The 16,213-nt window shown below is 70.8% G+C and carries 11 protein-coding genes; 8 read left to right on the forward strand and 3 right to left on the reverse strand.

Annotated features, from left to right (window positions below):
• The first annotated feature begins 31 nt into the window (after positions 1–31).
• From NM961_RS12405 to NM961_RS12435, 7 genes are all read left to right on the forward strand, one after another.
• Positions 32–1,402 carry a M12 family metallo-peptidase gene (locus NM961_RS12405; RefSeq protein WP_255914702.1) on the forward strand — a complete coding sequence of 457 codons (1,371 nt, stop codon included), beginning with the start codon at positions 32–34 and terminating at the stop codon, positions 1,400–1,402.
• Between the two features lie 152 nt (positions 1,403–1,554).
• On the forward strand, positions 1,555–2,259 hold the full coding sequence (locus NM961_RS12410; RefSeq protein WP_255914703.1) for a hypothetical protein: 705 nt from the start codon (positions 1,555–1,557) through the stop codon (positions 2,257–2,259).
• A 258-nt stretch (positions 2,260–2,517) separates the two neighbouring features.
• Positions 2,518–3,162 carry a response regulator transcription factor gene (locus NM961_RS12415; protein ID WP_255914704.1) on the forward strand — a complete coding sequence of 215 codons (645 nt, stop codon included), beginning with the start codon at positions 2,518–2,520 and terminating at the stop codon, positions 3,160–3,162.
• Between the two features lie 19 nt (positions 3,163–3,181).
• Complete coding sequence (locus NM961_RS12420) at positions 3,182–4,966, forward strand: sensor histidine kinase (RefSeq protein ID WP_255914705.1); 1,785 nt, start codon at positions 3,182–3,184, stop codon at positions 4,964–4,966.
• Complete coding sequence (locus NM961_RS12425; RefSeq protein ID WP_255914706.1) at positions 4,966–6,816, forward strand: sensor histidine kinase; 1,851 nt, start codon at positions 4,966–4,968, stop codon at positions 6,814–6,816. Before NM961_RS12420 ends, NM961_RS12425 begins: the two co-directional genes overlap by 1 nt.
• Before the next feature lie 247 nt (positions 6,817–7,063).
• The gene (locus tag NM961_RS12430) at positions 7,064–8,650 is read left to right on the forward strand and encodes a hypothetical protein (protein WP_255914707.1); all 1,587 of its coding nucleotides are present in this window, start codon (positions 7,064–7,066) and stop codon (positions 8,648–8,650) included.
• 46 nt (positions 8,651–8,696) lie between these two features.
• Complete coding sequence (locus NM961_RS12435; protein WP_255914708.1) at positions 8,697–9,089, forward strand: hypothetical protein; 393 nt, start codon at positions 8,697–8,699, stop codon at positions 9,087–9,089.
• A gap of 63 nt (positions 9,090–9,152) precedes the next feature.
• Here NM961_RS12435 and NM961_RS12440 read toward each other — a convergent pair whose 3' ends face one another.
• The 3 genes from NM961_RS12440 to NM961_RS12450 all read right to left on the reverse strand — a co-directional run bounded on the left by NM961_RS12440 (position 9,153) and on the right by NM961_RS12450 (position 13,761).
• Positions 9,153–10,484 (reverse strand): MFS transporter, encoded by a 1,332-nt coding sequence (locus tag NM961_RS12440; RefSeq protein ID WP_255914709.1) that lies wholly within the window; start codon positions 10,482–10,484, stop codon positions 9,153–9,155.
• A gap of 54 nt (positions 10,485–10,538) precedes the next feature.
• A complete protein-coding gene (locus tag NM961_RS12445) occupies positions 10,539–11,234 on the reverse strand; it encodes a PadR family transcriptional regulator (RefSeq protein WP_255914710.1) in 696 nt (231 codons plus the stop codon).
• A gap of 325 nt (positions 11,235–11,559) precedes the next feature.
• Positions 11,560–13,761: a winged helix-turn-helix domain-containing protein gene (locus tag NM961_RS12450; RefSeq protein ID WP_255914711.1), complete on the reverse strand. Its 2,202-nt coding sequence runs from the start codon at positions 13,759–13,761 to the stop codon at positions 11,560–11,562.
• Between the two features lie 125 nt (positions 13,762–13,886).
• Here NM961_RS12450 and NM961_RS12455 point away from each other — a divergent pair, with 125 nt between their 5' ends.
• The gene (locus NM961_RS12455; protein WP_255914712.1) at positions 13,887–16,148 is read left to right on the forward strand and encodes a right-handed parallel beta-helix repeat-containing protein; all 2,262 of its coding nucleotides are present in this window, start codon (positions 13,887–13,889) and stop codon (positions 16,146–16,148) included.
• Positions 16,149–16,213: the final 65 nt, after the last annotated feature.

Consider the following 16,213-nt stretch of genomic DNA (forward strand, 5'->3'; position numbering starts at 1 on the left):
CCCGGTCACTGCCCTCAGGGGGGAGCACAAGATGATCCGCAGAATCCGATACGCCGGCGCATTGCTGTGCCTGCTCGCCGCCGCCGATGCCTTCGCCGCCGCTACCGTCGATGCCGGCAAGTTCCTGCGCGAGGGGGGCCGCCATTCCGGCGCGCTGCGCCTGACCGGGGTCAAATCCGGCGCCACCACCGTCAGCCTGGATCTGCACCGTTTCGAGGTGTTCGCCCGCGACGTGCAGCTGCTCGCCGAAGACGGCCAGGGCAAGGCGCAGAAACTGCCGCGGCCGCATACGCGCTATTACAGCGGCAGCGTGGTCGAGACCGGCGCGGCGGTGTTTCTCGCGGTGGAGGAAGACGGCAGCGCCCGCGGCCTGGTCGATACCGACGGCCAGGCTTCCTCGCTGGACGCCGCCGCCGGCGGCGCGCTGAGCCTGAGCCCCATCGACGTGGACGCACCCAGCCGCGACGGCGGCTTCCGCTGCAGCGCCGACGAGCTGGCCCAGGCGCGCAACGTGATCGAGGACGCCCGCGCGTCCGTGCAGAACCAGGCGCAGCCCGCACCGCGCGGCACCCTGCCCTACCGCGCCCGCGCGGCGATAGAAACCGATTACCAGTTCTACCAGCGCTTCAACAACACCACCAACGCCACGCGCTATGTCGGCGACCTGATGGCCTATGCCTCGACCAAGTACCTGGCCGAAGTCAACACCCGCATCGAGATCGCGTTCCTGCGCCTGTGGACCGATGCCAACGATCCCTGGAACGAAACCACGTCGAACTGCAGCCTGTACGAGTTCGGTTCCTACTGGAACACGAACATGACCGGCGTATCGCGCACCTTCGCGCACATGCTCAGCGGCCGCACCACCGGCGGCGGCGTGGCCTGGGTGGGCACGCTGTGCTCGGCGCCGTTCAATACCACGGTTTCCGGCTGCACCTTCGGCAATGGCACCCTGCGCGTGGGCGGCGACTACGGTTTCACCGGCAATATCAGCGGCGGCTTCAACGCGGCCAATCCGCAGGTGGTCTGGGATATCGTCGGCACCTCGCACGAAATCGGCCACAACTTCAATTCGCCGCATTCCCATTGCTACGCCAACGTCGGCGGCAATGCCGAGCCGGTGGACAAATGCTACGCCGGCCAGGCCGGCCAGACCGGCTGCTACAGCGGCTCCACCCAGCTGCCCGGGCCGGCCGGCCAGGGCAGCGGCACCATCATGAGCTACTGCCATCTGCTGTCGCCGGGCCTGTCCAATGTCAGCCTGAAGTTCGGCGCCGGCCATCCCTACGGCGTCGCGCCGGAACGCATACCTTCGCGCATGAGGGCGCGGATGGACAGCCTGGCCCAGTCCAATCCGGCCTGCGTGATCGACGATACGGTATTCGCCGACAGCTTCGACTGAGGCCGGTCGGGCGCCGCCGGGCACAGCCCGGCGCGCTTTCCGCATCGCCGGACGCCAGCCACGTCCGCCTCCGCGGATTTGGGGATGCGCACACGGCACGCCGCTGCGACGCTGCGCGGCGCAGTCCTGCCATCCGTCGAGTCCCGTATCCCATGGCCGCCTTCGCCCTGTCCCGCCAGTCAGGCCGCGTCCTGCACTGCCTGGCAGCTCTGCTGCTGGCGCCGCCGGCTGGCGCGAACCTGCCGCACGACACGCTGTACCTGAATGCCTGCCGCAGCACCTGCCCGTTGCAGCCCGGCGCGGACGATGCGGTGGCGCGCCGCTCCTCGGTGCTGTCGCAGGCGGTGACGGTGCCGCCCTTCGCGCAGCCGGATTCCGACTTCCAGCAGGTGCAGGCCTGTCTGCGGCAGGTGTTCGCCCGCTATGACATCACCGTGGTCAGCACCGACCCGGGCGCGCAGCCGCGACGCGAGGTGATCGTCACCACCCGGCCGGCGGTGCTGGGGCTGCCTGCCGGCATCGCCGCCGTGGCGCCGTTCTACGGCCTGCCGCGGGACAACGCCATCGCTTTCGTGTTCGCGGCGGAACTGGCCACGGTGCAGGAGATTTGCGAGGCCGCGGCACAGCAGCTGGGCGTGCTCTACGGCCTGGACCTGGTCACGGCCGCGCCGGACATCATGGCGTATGCGGCCTACGCCGGACGCAAGCAGTTCACCGACAGCGAGGCCCCCTGCGGCGAGTACACGCCGCGGGCCTGCGCCACCCAGGCTGGCGGCAACACGCAGAACAGCCATGCGCGCCTGTCGCAGATCCCGGGCCGGGTCGATGTGATCTTCCGCAGCAGCCTGGACTGGTAACCCGGCGCACCGTGCAGCGGACCTGCGCCGCCCGGCACGGCTCCCCAAATTTGCGGATGACCGGCCGCCGCACCAATGCAATACAGGCAGCACCCTGCGCCGCGTTTTCCTGCGGCCGGGGACGCCCGCGATCCGCTGCGCGGCCTGCACCATGACATTTCGGCATGAGGCTCCGATGTGCGCGGCGGCGATGTCATAACCAGCCCCGGCCGGCCGGCGTCAGCGTTGCACGCACCGGGAAAACGACCGGGGAGAACCATGGGTCTGCTGCGAGTACTGCTGCTGGAGGACGACGCGCAGAGCCGCGATCTGCTGCGCGACAGCCTGGCCGCGCTGGAACGCGACGTGCACATCATCGAGGCAGCCAGCATCGCCGAGGCACGCCAGTGCCTGGCCCAGGCCCGCTTCGACCTGTTCCTGGCCGATCTGCGCCTGCCCGACGGCGAAAGCCTGGAGCTGGTCCGCCGGGTGCGCAGCCAGGCGCAGGCGCCGGCGGTGCTGGTGGTTTCGTCGCTGGCCGACGAGACCACCGTGGTGCGCGCCATCCTCGCCGGCGCCGGCGGCTATGTGTGCAAGCACGACCCCTTTGCCGAGATCACGCGGGCGCTCGCCGTCGCGCTGGACGGCGGCGCCTCCATCAGCCCGACCATCGCCCACCGTCTGCTCGTCCTGGTGCGCAGCCAGTGCGCCGACGTGGATGCCCTGGGCCGTATCGACCTGACGGCGCGGGAGAGCGAAGTGCTGCGGCTGGCCGCGCAGGGAAACACCTACCGCCAGATCGCCGAGCTGGCGGGCATCTCGCCGAGCACGGTGTACACCCACGTGCGCCACATCTACGAAAAGCTGCACGTCTCCAGCCTGCAGGAGGCGCTGTATCAGGCGCGGCTGCGCCGGCTGGTATGAAGCCCTGCGGAGCGCCCGGATGAACGCCGCCCGCCACGCGAGCTGCCGCCTGCTGCGCCGCCTCGCCTTCGGCCTCAGCCTGGTATTCGCCATCGCGGCGGTGCTCGCGGCGTATCGCTACCGCGTTCCGGAAGGCGCCGTCTGTGCGATCGCGCCTCAGCGCATCGAGGCCGCGCCGGACAGCGCGCCGAGTGCCGTATCCGTGACGCGCTACCGCTTCGAATTCACGGCCCTACGCGCCGGCGACGCCGGGCTGGCCATTTCCATCGGCGAGGCCGTGCCCTTCTACCGGCTGCAGCTCAACGGCGCCGACCTGACCCCGCAGATCCTGCTCGAACGGCGCGACCTGCGCGATCTCGCGCCGCATTTCCACCGGCTGCCGCCCGATGTCGTGCGCGCCGGCCGCAATGTCGCCGTGCTTGAGCTGCCGGACGACAGGGCGCTGGGCCGCCAGCGGCTGAGCCAGCTGTGCGCCGGCGACGCGGTCGCGCTGTACGCGGCGTTCCGCGCGAACTGGTGGCGCATGGTCGGCATTCCGCGCCTGTGCGCGCTGGTACTCGGCATGCTGGCGCTGCTGGCCGCGGCGGGCTGGCTGCTCAGCGCCAGGCACACGGCCTATGCCTGGTATTTCGCCTGCATCCTGCTGATGCTGGTGCGCACGATCTACGTCTCCACCGGCGAGCGCCCGGGCACGCCGCTGCTCTGCGCCGCGATCGACTCCGTCGCGATCGCGCTGCAGCCGTATTTCTTCTATCGCTTCATGCGCGACTACTGGCATCTGCTGCTGCCGCTGCCCGCGGCCGTGGTGCGGATCGGCACCCTGCTCGCCCTGTGCAGCTGCGTGCTCATGGCGCTGCTGCCGCAGCTGCCCGGCGGCAGGCTGGTCTATCTCGGCGCGGTTCTCGTTTCCACCGGCGCCAGCCTGTTCGCGGTCGGCGCCGTGAGCTGCGGCGTGGGCCGGCTGCAGGGACGCGAGCACGGCGTGGCGTTGTGGACAGCGGTGTTTGCCTACGCGGTGGCCCTGCCCGAGATCGCCAATCTGTTCCTGCCCTTCGAGCAGCGCTGGATGTGGACGGCGCCGGTGGCCCATGTGGCGCTGGCCGTGGGTTTCGGCCACCTGCTGCTGCGCCGGCTGGTGCTCGGCGCCGATCTGCTGCGCCACGCCGCCCGCGCCGCCGCCGACGACCTCGACGGCGACGCCGCGCCGGCCGAGGCCTGGACCCACCTGTCGGCGCGGCTGCGGCGGCGCGAGCGCGGACGCCTGATCCGCGACATTCACGACGGCTTCGGTTCGCGCCTGGTCGCGATCCTGCAGCGGGCGCGGCGCGAGGTGCCGCAGGCGGAGATCCAGCGCAGCCTGCAGCGCGCACTGCTGGACATGCGCCTGATGATCGACGCCCTGGATGAAAGCTCGCGCTCGCTGGGCGTGGCCCTGGCCGGCCTGCGCCACCGGCTGGAGCCGGTGCTCGCGCTGGCCGGCATCGCGGCGGACTGGCAGCTCAGCGGCATCGACGATGTACGCATCGACGACCGCCGCTGCCTGATCGGCCTGTTCCGCTGCGTGGAGGAACTGCTGGGCAATGCCGCCGTCTACGCCGGCTGCCGCGTGCTCGCCGTCGAAGTGCGGGTGATCGACGAGGAACTGATGCTGCGCGTGAGCGACGCGGACAGCGGCGGCGACCGGCCGGTGCGCGGCGACATCGCCCCGCTGCGCGCGCTGGTGGAGCGCTACGGCGGCCGCTGCTATGTCGCCGCGGCGGACGGCCGGCAGTTCGCCTGCACCCTTCAGTTTGCGCTGTTCTGATGTGCGGACTGCGGCCGGCGCGGGAAGCTGGCACGGCCGCGGCCGGGCCGCTGCCACGGCGCAATTCGCTGACGCCGGCCGTCTGGTGGGGCAGCCTGCTGCTCGCACTGGCGCTGCTGGTGCTGGTCTACCGCCCCGCGCTGCCGCCGGGCTGCATCCGCCTGCTGCACGATGCCGCCGGCGTGCCGGTCACGCTGCCGCTCGCCCGCTTCGCCCGCGACACCGGGCGCGAAGTGATCAGCCTGCGGCACCGCTTCGACGCCGCCGCCGGAGCGCCGCAGCGCCCGGCGCTCTACCTGGGCGAAGCCGCGCCCTACTACCGGCTGGAGGTCAACGGCCGCGACCTCACGCCCGGCACCGACCTGGCGCAGGCCCGGCGCCGCGACCTGGCACCGCAGCTGCACGCGCTGCCGCGCGACCTGCTGCGGGTGCGCGGCAACGAACTGCTGCTGCAGGTGCCGCTGGACCGCCGCCTCAGCGAGACGCGCGTGGATACGCTGTGCCTGGGCGACTACAGCCTGCTCGCCGCGCTGCACAGCGCCAACTGGTGGCGGCGCAGCGGCACGCCGCGGGTGGCGCTGTGCCTGTACGCACTGCTGGCCGGCATCGTGTTCGCCCTGCGCGGCGTCTACCGCAACGCACCGCTGTACCGCTGGTACCTGGCCTGCCTCGCCCTGATGGCGCTGCGCTGCAGCTACCTCGCCGGCGGCGACATGCCCGGCGCGCCGGAATACTGGCGCGCCGCCAGCGACAGCAGCGTCGTACTTCTGGTTTATGCCATCTACCGGCTGCTGACGACGCTGTGGCAGATCCGCGAGCCGCGCCGCCACGAAGCCGCCCTGCTGCTCACCGCGGCACTGCAGGTGGCTGCGCTGTGGTCGGGCTGGACGCTGGCGCTGCCGGCGGCGAACCTGCTGCTGTGGATCAGCGTGTGCGCCGGTGCGGGCTGGATGATGGCGCGCATCGCCGCCCGCGCCAGCCATGTGCCGGCCGTGGAGAAGCATCTGCTGCACTGGGCCATGCTGTTCGCCGTCGTCAGCGGCATGCTGGAGGCGGCGACCTACCGGCTGGATCCGGCCTGGCGGCTGATCTGGCTGTATCCGGTGGGCACGGCGACGCTGGCGCTGGCCTTCGGTTTCCTGCTCACGCGCCGCGCACTGCTCGGCGGACGCCTGCTCGCCCATGCGCGCCAGTCGCTGGGGCGCGATCTGGATCTCACCCTGCTCGCCTGCGCCGACCGGGCCGACGCGGTCTGGGACAGCCTGAGCACGCGCGTGGCAAGCCAGGAACGCGAGCGCGTGCTGCTGGACATCGGCGCCGGCTTCGGCGCGCGCATGGCGCGCATCGCCCAGGAGCTGCGCCGCCTGCAGCCGCAGTCGCGCCTGCCGCTGGATATCCACCGTGCCCTGCTCGACCTGCGTCTGATGATAGACGCCACGGACCTGGACCTGACCAGCGCCGACGATGCCTTCGTCCTGCTGCGCCGGCATCTGGATCCGGCGCTCGCTGCCGCCGGAATCAGTGCACATTGGGATTTGTCCGCACTGCGCGAACTGCGCCTCGGCGACCGCCGCCGGCTGATGGAACTGTTCCGCTGCCTGGAGGAACTGCTCAGCAACGTCATGCAGCACTCGGCGGCGCGCCAGGTCGCGGTTACCTGCGGCTTCGCCGGCGGCTGGCTGCGCGTCGCGGTCACCGACAACGGCCGCGGCCTGCCGGAGGGCGCCACGCAGGGCCGCGGCCTGGCCAATGTGGCAGCGCGCCTGCGCGCGCTGGACGGCGAGGCCGCATTCTCCACGCCGCCGCTGCATCCGGGCACGCAGGTGGAAATCGCCGTGCCCTGGCGCTGAACGGTGCCGCGGCGTCTTTCCGGCGCGACTTGAACCGGCCGCGCCGCACGCACGCCGGGAACGTCTGGCCGACAGCGTGCGCAGCCCGCGCCGGGCTCTCGCCAGATTTGCGGATGGCGCCGGCGGGTGCCGCGGCTAGGCTCCGGCACGAATGCGCTGCAGCGCCAGCGCGCCACCCCGGCGGCAGTCGCGCTCAGAGCGGCCGCCGCCGCAATCCCGCTTCCTGTCCCGATTCACTGGAAACCCTATGCCCGCCTGTCGCCTGCACCCCATCATGGCCGTACTGCTGCTTACGACCGTCCCGGCGCAGGCCGTGGTGGTGGACAGCGGTCCCGTCGCCATCCCTGTCACCGCAGACGCGAACGGCATCCATCTGAACCTGGTCGACGGCAGCACACTGCCGGCGGGCAGCGATCTGCATATCGTCGCCGACGCCGGCGGCCGGCTGAGCTTCGCCGCCGGCGCGGCGGCGGCCGTCCTGGTCCGCGACGGTGCCGTGGCCTCGCTGGACGAAAGCCTTGCCGTCGCCCCGGCCGCCAGCTACGCCAGCAGCGGCATCCTTGCTCCGGGCCGGCTGCTCGCCGGCGGCGTGCACCACATCGGCCTGCGCTTCGTCGACGAAGCCGGCGGCGCGACGCGCTACGGCTACGTGCAGCTGCGCACCACCGCGCCGCTGGGCTATCCGGCCACACTGCTGCGCTACGCCTATGAAACCGCGGGCGCCGCGATCACGGTGCCGGGCGAATCGCGCCTGTTCAGCGATACCTTCCAGACCTTCACGGCTGATTCCTGCGAGCCCGCCGCCGTGGCCGAACAGGCCGGCAAGGCCGTGAACCCCGGCAGCACCGTGCTGATTCCGGCCGGCGACTGCGAATGGCAGGACGAACAGGTCACCTTCGCCCCCGGCGTCAGCGTGCGCGGCGCCGGCCGCGGCCGCACGATCCTGCGCCGCAAGCTGGCCATGCCGGACTGGACCAATGCTCTGCTGCACCTGCGCTGCGACGGCGGCCGCGCCGGCGGCGTGGCCGACCTTACGCTCATCGGCAATGCCATCGAGGCCGATTTGGACAACGGCATCTGGCTGGACGGCCGCTGCCTGGATTTCACCGTGCGCGATGTCCGCGCCAGCGGCTTCTCCAATGCCGGCATCCAGGTCAGGGGGCACGACCCGCGCGGCGTGATCTACCGCAGCGAGCTGCTGTCGAATTTCCGCTGCGCCGGCGGCTGCTACGGCTACGGTGTGGTGGTCTACAGCGACGCCGATCCGGAGGGACCGCCCATGCCGCCGCTGGCCCTGGGCAGCGCCGACGCGGTATTCATCGAAGACAGCTATTTCGCCGACAACCGCCACGCCGTCGCCTCCAACCACGGCTCGCGCTACGTGTTCCGCCACAACACCGTGCTCACCACGGCACGCACGCGCGGCACCGGCATGATCGACGCGCACGGCGCCGGCAATACCGGGGAACACGGCTCGCGCAGCTACGAGATCTACGCCAACTACCTCGGCGTGGATACCCGCGTCATGCAGACCGCCGACGGCATCGTCATCCGCGGCGGCGACGGCGTGGTATTCGACAACGTGATGCCGTGGATGCCGTACGAGCTGCGCCTGCGCAACGAGGTGTGCAGCGGCACCTACCCGCTGCACGACCAGCCGCGCGAAGTCCACCTGTGGAACAACCGGTTCACGCCGCGGCCGGATATCTACGGCCCGACCGGAGCGGTCTGGGTCGATGCCGCCTGCGTGCCCTACATCGTGGAGAACCGCGACTATTACCGTTTTCCCCGGCCGGGCTACCTGCCCTACGCCTATCCCCACCCGCTGCGCTGAACGCGGCGGTTTTCCTGGGCATCCCGCCCCTCACCGGAACCCGCGCATGAAAATCCGCACTGCCGTTTCTCTCTTCTTCCTGTCCCTGGCCGGCCTCGCGCCGGCGCCCCAGGCCGCAGCCCGGCCCGGCGCGGCGCTGCCCGCTGCCGCGCCGGCGGCGACTTATCCGCTGGTGGTGTCGTTCATCAGCGTCGGCGCCGGCGTGCCCTGGAATTCGGTCGCGCGTTTCAACGTCGTCGTGAACGAGTACGACCAGATGCTGGGCACGCTGGAACGCACAGTCGTGCACTGGGGCCGCGAGGGCGAGTTCGACGTCTGTTTCACCCTGCAGGGACTGCCCGGCGCGCAGGTCCGCGCGGAAATCATCGAGCAGATGCTGTGGCTGGGCGACGACGATCCCTACATCATCGCCACCGAAAACAACCGCTGCGGGCCGTGAAGAGCAACGGCCGCGACCGCCGCAAGGAAGCGGCGGCCGCGGGTTCGGCCGCCGGCCCGCCGCTCAATCGCCGGCAGCGGCCGCTTGCGCCGCCGGCGCGGGGCCGGCGGCAGCTGCCGCCTTTGTATCCCTCTGTGCATTTGCATCATTCACAGCAACCGCGTCCGCAACCGGCGCCGGCCGGCGCTCGTCGGCCGCCGTCACCCGTCCCACCCACAGGGCCGAAGCCAGCGCCAGCGCCGCGGCGATCCAGCCCGCCGTGCCGTAGCCGGCGATCTGGCCACGCGCGCCGGTGCTCAGCAGCAGTCCGCCCAGCCAGGCGCCCAGGCCGGTACCCAGGGACATGATCGCGCTGTTGGCGCTGAGGAAGGCGCCGCGCCGTTCCGGCTGCGGCACGGTGGTCTGCAGCGCCTGCAGCGGCACCATGCGGCTGTTCATGGACACCATGAAGAACGGGAAGAACAGCAGCATGCCGATGAAGCCCACCGCCGCCGGCAGATGGGTCATGAACAGCACCGGCAGCAGCGACAGCGCCACCGCGATGCGGTAGACGCGGTGCTTGCCGTGGCGGTCGGCCAGGCGGCCGACCTGGCGCGAGGTGAAGAACGCCGCCACGCCGCCGGCCATGTACATCCACGACAGTTGCGCCGGATCGATACCGTGGTTGGCCACCAGCACCGGCGAGATGAACGGGATCACCAGCATCTGCGACACCATCAGCAGCAGGGTCAGCGCGAACGCATTGAGATGGCGCGGATGGGTGAACAGCGCGACCAGGTTGGGCAGCACCTCGGCCAGGCTGGCCGGCTGCTGCGCCAGATGCCGGTCCAGCGGCGGCACCAGGCGCGCGGCGCCGGCCAGCACGATCAGCGACAGCGCGGTCAGCAGCCAGAACGGCGCCGACCAGTGGAAATGCGCGCCCAGCAGCACGCCGACCGGCACGCCCAGCACCGAGGCCATGGCGAAGGCCGTCATCACCGTGCCCGTGGCCGCGCCGCGGCGCTGCACCGGGATCACGTCGGCGATGATGGCCATGACGATGGAGCCGAGCACGCCGCCGCCGATGCCGGCGAAGGCGCGCGAGAGCAGCAGCAGCGTGTAGCTGCCGGCCAGCGCACACGCGAGGTTGGACAGGGCGAACAGCGCGTACATGGCCAGCAGCAGGCGGCGGCGGTCGAAGCGGTCGATATAGGTCGCCGCCAGCAGTCCGGAGGCGCCGGCGCAGAGGGAATAGGCCGAGACCGCGGCGGCGAACTGCGCCGGCGAGATCTGCAGCGCCTGCATGATCTGCGGACCCAGCGGCATCATCACCATGAAATCCATGATGAGGGTGAACTGGGTCAGCATCAGCAGCCACAGGAGACGGCGCTCCTGGGCCTGGGGTAATGCGTACATGGGAATCCTTGCGGCGCAGGGCCGCGATGAAGGGGGTTGAGTGAGGCGCGGCGTCTATTTGCCTTCGATCTCCTGCGCCGCGCGGCGCAGGATCGCGGCGATGCGCCGCTGCTCGGCGACGGGCATCACATCGTGCCGGTACAGCGCTGACTTGATCGCGCGGCGGGCCTGGATCAGCTCGGGTATCCAGCCACCGTCGTCGGCTTCCAGCGGGTCCTCGCCGGCCATGGCGCGGCGCACCGAGTCCATGCGGCGCGCGATATGGCGCAGCCGGGCCAGCATCAGGTCCACCTGTTCGCGCTGGGCGGCCAGATGTTCCCGGCCTGCCTCGTCCAGTGCATAGCGCTTGCGGTTGCCTTCCAGCTCGACCGTGACATAGCCGAGTTCCTCGAGATAGGTCAGCGCCGGATAGACCATGCCGGGACTGGGCGTGTAGTAGCCGTTGGAGCGCGTTTCCAGCGCCTTTATCAGCTCGTAGCCATGGCTGGGTTTTTCCTCGATCAGCGCCAGCAGCAGCACCTGCAGATCGTCGGAGCTGAACTTGCGCCCGCGCGCAAAGCCCTCGCCGCCGTCGAAGCCGCCGGGCATGCCGCCGCCCGGTCCGGGCCGGTAGGCACCGCGCCCGCCGCGGCCGCCGCCGGGACGGCCCGCGCAGCGCCGCCAGGCTTCGGGCGGGAACGGCCCCGGCGAAAAAAAGGCGCCGCAATCCTGCGGCCAGCGGCGGTCGTGAGGAAAGAAAGGGTGCGGCATGAGCGGCTTCTGCATATCGAAAGATATATCGAAAGATATATGTCTTACGATATAGCGTCAAGCGCTTCGACAACGCCCGGGCACACGATTCCCGCCACGGATGGGCGTGCTTCCCGGTCGTTGCCACCGTCCGCGGAAGGATTGGCCTGGCGCGCCGCTTCGCTCCGGCATGCATCGGATCGCGCAGGCAGGACCCGCAGGAGCGGACGGCCGTGCCGCCGTCGTGCGTGTCATCGCGAACGGGAACGCCGGCGCCGGCTGCTTGCCCGCGTTGTTTCCGCCCCGGCAAAAAGCGCACCTGCGGAGCCGTGCCGGATACGGGCAGCTAGCGCCGCGCCAGATCGATCTGCACCAGGTCCGATTCCTCGCGCACTTGGTCGAAGACAATCTCGCGGCCGTCCGCAGAAACGTCGAAGTTGTCGATCGCGAAGCCGGAATCGAAATCGGTGAGCTGGCGCTCCTGGCCGCTGTCGAGGTCCACCAGCCAGAAATTGCGGTCGCGCGCGTCGCCCTTGAGTACCACCAGCGCTGTGCTGCCCGGCAGGAACACCAGCCGGCGGGCGCCGCGCGGCAGGACGATATCCGGCAGCGTGCGCACACGCCCATCCGCCGACAATGCGCGGACCGGAAACTGCGGCCCGACCTCGGCACCGTTGTAGACCAGGAAACTGCCATCGGGCGACCAGGCCGCATCGCGTGAATGATCGGCGGTGTAGGGAACGATGGGCGCGCCGTCCAGCGGCACCGTGAACAGCCGGGTGTCATGCCCCTGCTCCGCCGCAATCAGGATCGCCCGGCCGTCCGGCGACCAGGCCGGCGCGCCTTCCACATCGAGACCGGCGGCCAGGATGCGCAGGCCGCTGCCGTCGGCGTTCATCACATGCAGCCGCGTCGCGCCGTCGCGCGCCGCGGCGAAGGCGATGCGCCGCCCGGCGCGGTCCAGCGCCGGGCCCGCGACCAGCCGGCTTTCCCTGTCGTTCCAGAGTTCGGTGACGGTGCCGTCGCGCGTGCCCCGCCGGCGCAGGCCGCTGCCGTTGCCGGCAACGAACAGGAGATAGTCCGGCCCCAGGCGCGGCATGCGGCCGCCGGAGGCCGGCAGCGGGAGGCGCTCGGCGTCGGCCTCGCGCGCGGCGCGCTCCAGCACGGGGACCCGCCACACGCTGGTCCGGGGCGTGGTCCGCGTGGCGATCAGGCGCCGTCCGCCCGCGCCGACGGCCAGCGAGGTGTACTGCTCCAGCCCCTGGCCTATGCGCTGCGGGACGCGGCGGCGCAGGTCCAGGCCGTACAGCCACGGGCCGGAACCGTCCTGCGCCGTGGCCAGGTAAAGCAGCGTCGTCGCATCGATGAACACCGGGTAGGAAACCCGCGCATCGTGCGCGGTGATGCGTTCCGGCGCGCCGCCGCCGGCCGCGATGCGCCAGAGATCCAGCTTGTCCGGCGGGTGGCCCTGGACGAAATAGATGAAATGTCCGTCCGGCGACCAGATGGGAAAGTGGCAATGCACGCCGTAGGGCGCGACGTGGATCTGCCGCCGCGCGGTGCCGTCGATATTGGCCACGAACAGCGGATCGCCGGGTGCGGCCGGGTGAAAAACCAGCTGCTTGCCGTCAGGCGACCATTCCACCTCCGAAGCATCGTCGACAACGTAGGGATGCGGCTCCCCGCCGGCCGCGGCCACCGCCCAGGTATGGATGGATTCCTTGCCGGCGGCATCCCGCAGGCGCCCCCAGACCGTGACTTGTGCCGCGTCGGGCGTGAAGCCGAGCGAACGCGCGGGGTTGTCTATCTCGGGAACCCGGCCCTGGGTGAGGTTGCGGAACTCGCCGCTGCCGACCCGGCCGATCCAGGCATCGACGCGGCCGTCGAGGCGGGCCAGGTAGGCAATCTGGCTGCCGTCGCGCGACAGGGCGACGCCGGGCACCACGCCTTCGGAATCGGTGATGCGGGTGAACTGCGCGCCGGCCAGCGGGTCCTGCCGCACGGGCTCTCCTTGCCGGAAGAAGGCTGCGGCGGCAGCGATTGCGCCAACTGCGGCGGCCGCAACCGCGGCGAGCAGCCGGCGGCTTCGCGCCGGCCTCGGGGTCGCGTCCGCCGTCGCCGCGCGCGCCGCTGTATCGGCCAGCGCTGCAGCGCGCGCGGCCACATCGGGCGCCGCTGTCCCGGCGGGATTCCCCGGCACGAGGTCGGCAACAGGTGCGGACGGCGCCGCAGCCGGCTGTACGCCGTTCAGCCGGTAACCGCGCTTGGGCAGCGTTTCCACCAGGGCGGCATGGCGTTCGTCGCCGCCGGCCCGGCGCAGGTGGCGCCGCAACTGGTAGATGCAGCGCGAGACCGCGTCGTCGCCGACCACCACGCCGGGCCAGGCCTTCTCCAGCAGCTCCTGGCGGGTGACGACGCGGCCGGCCGCCTGCGCCAACACCAGCAGCACCTGCATGACCTTGGGATCCAGCTGCTCGCGGCCGGCGGGGCCGGCCAGCTCGCCAGCGGCCGGGTCAACCTCGAAATCACCCAGGCGATGGCTATGCACGCATGCACTCGATGGTGGGGCGCCGCGGAGGCCGTTATCAGCAGAATATCAACATTCGATCATGGGCACGGACGCCGCCGCCATGCAGCCTGTTGCGCGGGAAAAACCGACAGCAGGAGCGCCCCATGCAAGCCTCGCGTCTGAACAAGCGGCCCCAGGCCATCGCTGCCGCCGTGCTGGCCGTTACCACGGCCGGCACCGCCCAGGCCCTGGTCTTGACCGTAGGCACGCCCATCGGCGCCTGCACCCACGGCACCATCCAGGCCGCCATCAACGCGGCAGAAACCAGCGCCGGCGCCGACACCATACGGCTCACGCGCTCGCTGACCTATGGACCGGAAGCCAACTCGGTCACCACCGGCCAGGAACTCACCATCGAAGGCGGCTATCTCGACTGCACGGCCGCCGCGGACGCGACCAATACCGTGGTCAGCGGCACCGGCGGCGTGACCGACCCGGTCTTCCGCATCACCGCCAATACCGGCGCCATCGTGCGCCTGCGCCGGCTCACCGTGAGCGGCGGCGACGAAGACGGCGCAGGCAGGGGCGGCGGCATCTATTTCCGCGGCGGCGGCATCCTGGAGATCAGCGACAGCCTGATTACGCAGAACAGCGCCGGCTACGGCGGCGGCATCTACGCCGAAGGCACCGACTCGACCACGGAACTGGTGATCGGCGCCAACGTGGCCATCAGCAACAACACGGCGCGCTACAGCGGCGGCGGCGTGGTCGCCGACGGGATCGAGATGTCGATGCTGGAAGCCAACAGCATCCTCACCGGCAACCATGCGCTGGGCAACGGCGGCACCGGCGGCTACGGCGGCGGGCTGCATATCTACTCCGGCAACCGGGCCAGCTACGCCTACATCGGCAGCGGCGTCCCCGCATTCGGCGCGCTCTACGACAACGACGCGATCTACGGCGGCGGCGTGGCGATCGACGGGGCCAACACGGCACGGCTGCAGTTCTACACCACGGATCCGTCGCGCCAGGCCGGCATCCGCTACAACACCGCATCGCTGCGCGGCGGCGCAATCCACGTCAAATCCGCCAATTCCGCCGCCGAGCTGTGGAACGTAACGCTGGACAACAATTCGGCCCCCGACGGCGGCGCGGTCTACGTCGGCGCCAATGCCGGCTTCTTTTTCAATTTCGGCAGCAAGCCGGCAGCGGCGGCGGACTGCCCGATCGGCAAGCATTGCGGCCGCATCGTGCAGAACACCGCCACTACGGGCGCCATCATCTACGGCGAAGACGGCGCGACGCTGCAGCTGGGTTATCTGCCGTCCTCGGCGCCGCCGGATCCGCGCGGCGGGGTGCTGATCCAGGACAACAGCGCGGCCTCGGTGATCGGCGGCGCGGCCGATACCCAGCTGCACCGCGCCGTGTTCAGCGGCAACCAGACCGCCAGCGACCTGATCCAGCAGACAGACGGGCCGCTGCTGCTGTCGGATTCCACCATCGCCGGCAACAGCATCGGCGGCGGCAGCGCGGTCCTGCGCGGCGTGAACAGCGCGCTGAGTCTCCAGCGCTCCATCCTGTGGCAGCCCGGCACTGCGATCCTGTCGCGCGCCGGCGGTTCGGTGACGGCCGAATACCTCGATGCCAGCGAAAACGGCAGCATCGGCGATCCCTTCACCGCGCTCAGCTTCAATCCGCGCTTCATCGACCCGGCGCATGACGACTTCCGCCTGCGTGCCGGCTCCGGCGCGGTCGACCATGCGCCCAGCCTTCCGGGCGACGACCGCGATGCCTATGCCCAGCCGCGCGACGTCGACTTGCCGGCAAAGTTCAACCTGGTCGGCGCGCGCGACATTGGCGCCTTCGAACGCGGCAGCGTGCAGCCGCTGGTGCTCAGCGGCGACTTCGACTTCGCCGACCTGCGCCTGTGGACCAAACTCGCCGGCGAGTGGGACGGCACGCAGAATGTCACGCTCAACGCCGGCTCCGGTTCATGGATGTACAGCAGCAACAGCGCCCCGTCCGACCGGGTGGTGCTGGGGCAGCAGTGCATCCACCTGCCCGGCCCTGGCCGCTACCTGCTCAACGGCCGCGGGCACGCCGGCGGCAATACCTTCGCTTCGCGCGACTACGCGGTGCTGGGCTGGGAATTCCGCAGCGCCGGCACGGAGAACTGCACCAGCGGCGTGGTCAGCGCCGCCGGCGAACTGCGCATAGGCTCGGGAACCAGCTGGGGCACGGCGGCGGCAGCGGCGGTGATCGAAGTGCCGGCAGCGCAGTTCGATTTCGCATCCGCCAGCTCCATCACGATCACGCTGATCGCCGAGGACGGCGGCGTCACCACCGCACACGCGATCAGCGCCTGGTTCGATGACATCACGCTGGAATACCAGGGCGATCTGATCTTCGCCAACGGTTTCCAGTAGACGCTGCACGCGCATGCGCGGGCAGCACCGGGCATTGCTGCTGCTCACCGCAGCAATGCCGCAGT

Source organism: Tahibacter harae (assembly GCF_024437735.1).
Taxonomy (GTDB): domain Bacteria; phylum Pseudomonadota; class Gammaproteobacteria; order Xanthomonadales; family Rhodanobacteraceae; genus Tahibacter; species Tahibacter harae.

Coding starts and splice junctions, on each gene's coding strand:
- NM961_RS12410 (WP_255914703.1), top strand. CDS start 1,555: ATGGCCGCCTTCGCCCTGTCCCGCCAGTCAGGCCGCGTCCTGCACTGC.
- NM961_RS12405 (WP_255914702.1), top strand. CDS start 32: ATGATCCGCAGAATCCGATACGCCGGCGCATTGCTGTGCCTGCTCGCC.
- NM961_RS12420 (WP_255914705.1), top strand. CDS start 3,182: ATGAACGCCGCCCGCCACGCGAGCTGCCGCCTGCTGCGCCGCCTCGCC.
- NM961_RS12425 (WP_255914706.1), top strand. CDS start 4,966: ATGTGCGGACTGCGGCCGGCGCGGGAAGCTGGCACGGCCGCGGCCGGG.
- NM961_RS12415 (WP_255914704.1), top strand. CDS start 2,518: ATGGGTCTGCTGCGAGTACTGCTGCTGGAGGACGACGCGCAGAGCCGC.
- NM961_RS12430 (WP_255914707.1), top strand. CDS start 7,064: ATGCCCGCCTGTCGCCTGCACCCCATCATGGCCGTACTGCTGCTTACG.
- NM961_RS12445 (WP_255914710.1), bottom strand. CDS start 11,234: ATGCCGCACCCTTTCTTTCCTCACGACCGCCGCTGGCCGCAGGATTGC.
- NM961_RS12440 (WP_255914709.1), bottom strand. CDS start 10,484: ATGTACGCATTACCCCAGGCCCAGGAGCGCCGTCTCCTGTGGCTGCTG.
- NM961_RS12435 (WP_255914708.1), top strand. CDS start 8,697: ATGAAAATCCGCACTGCCGTTTCTCTCTTCTTCCTGTCCCTGGCCGGC.
- NM961_RS12455 (WP_255914712.1), top strand. CDS start 13,887: ATGCAAGCCTCGCGTCTGAACAAGCGGCCCCAGGCCATCGCTGCCGCC.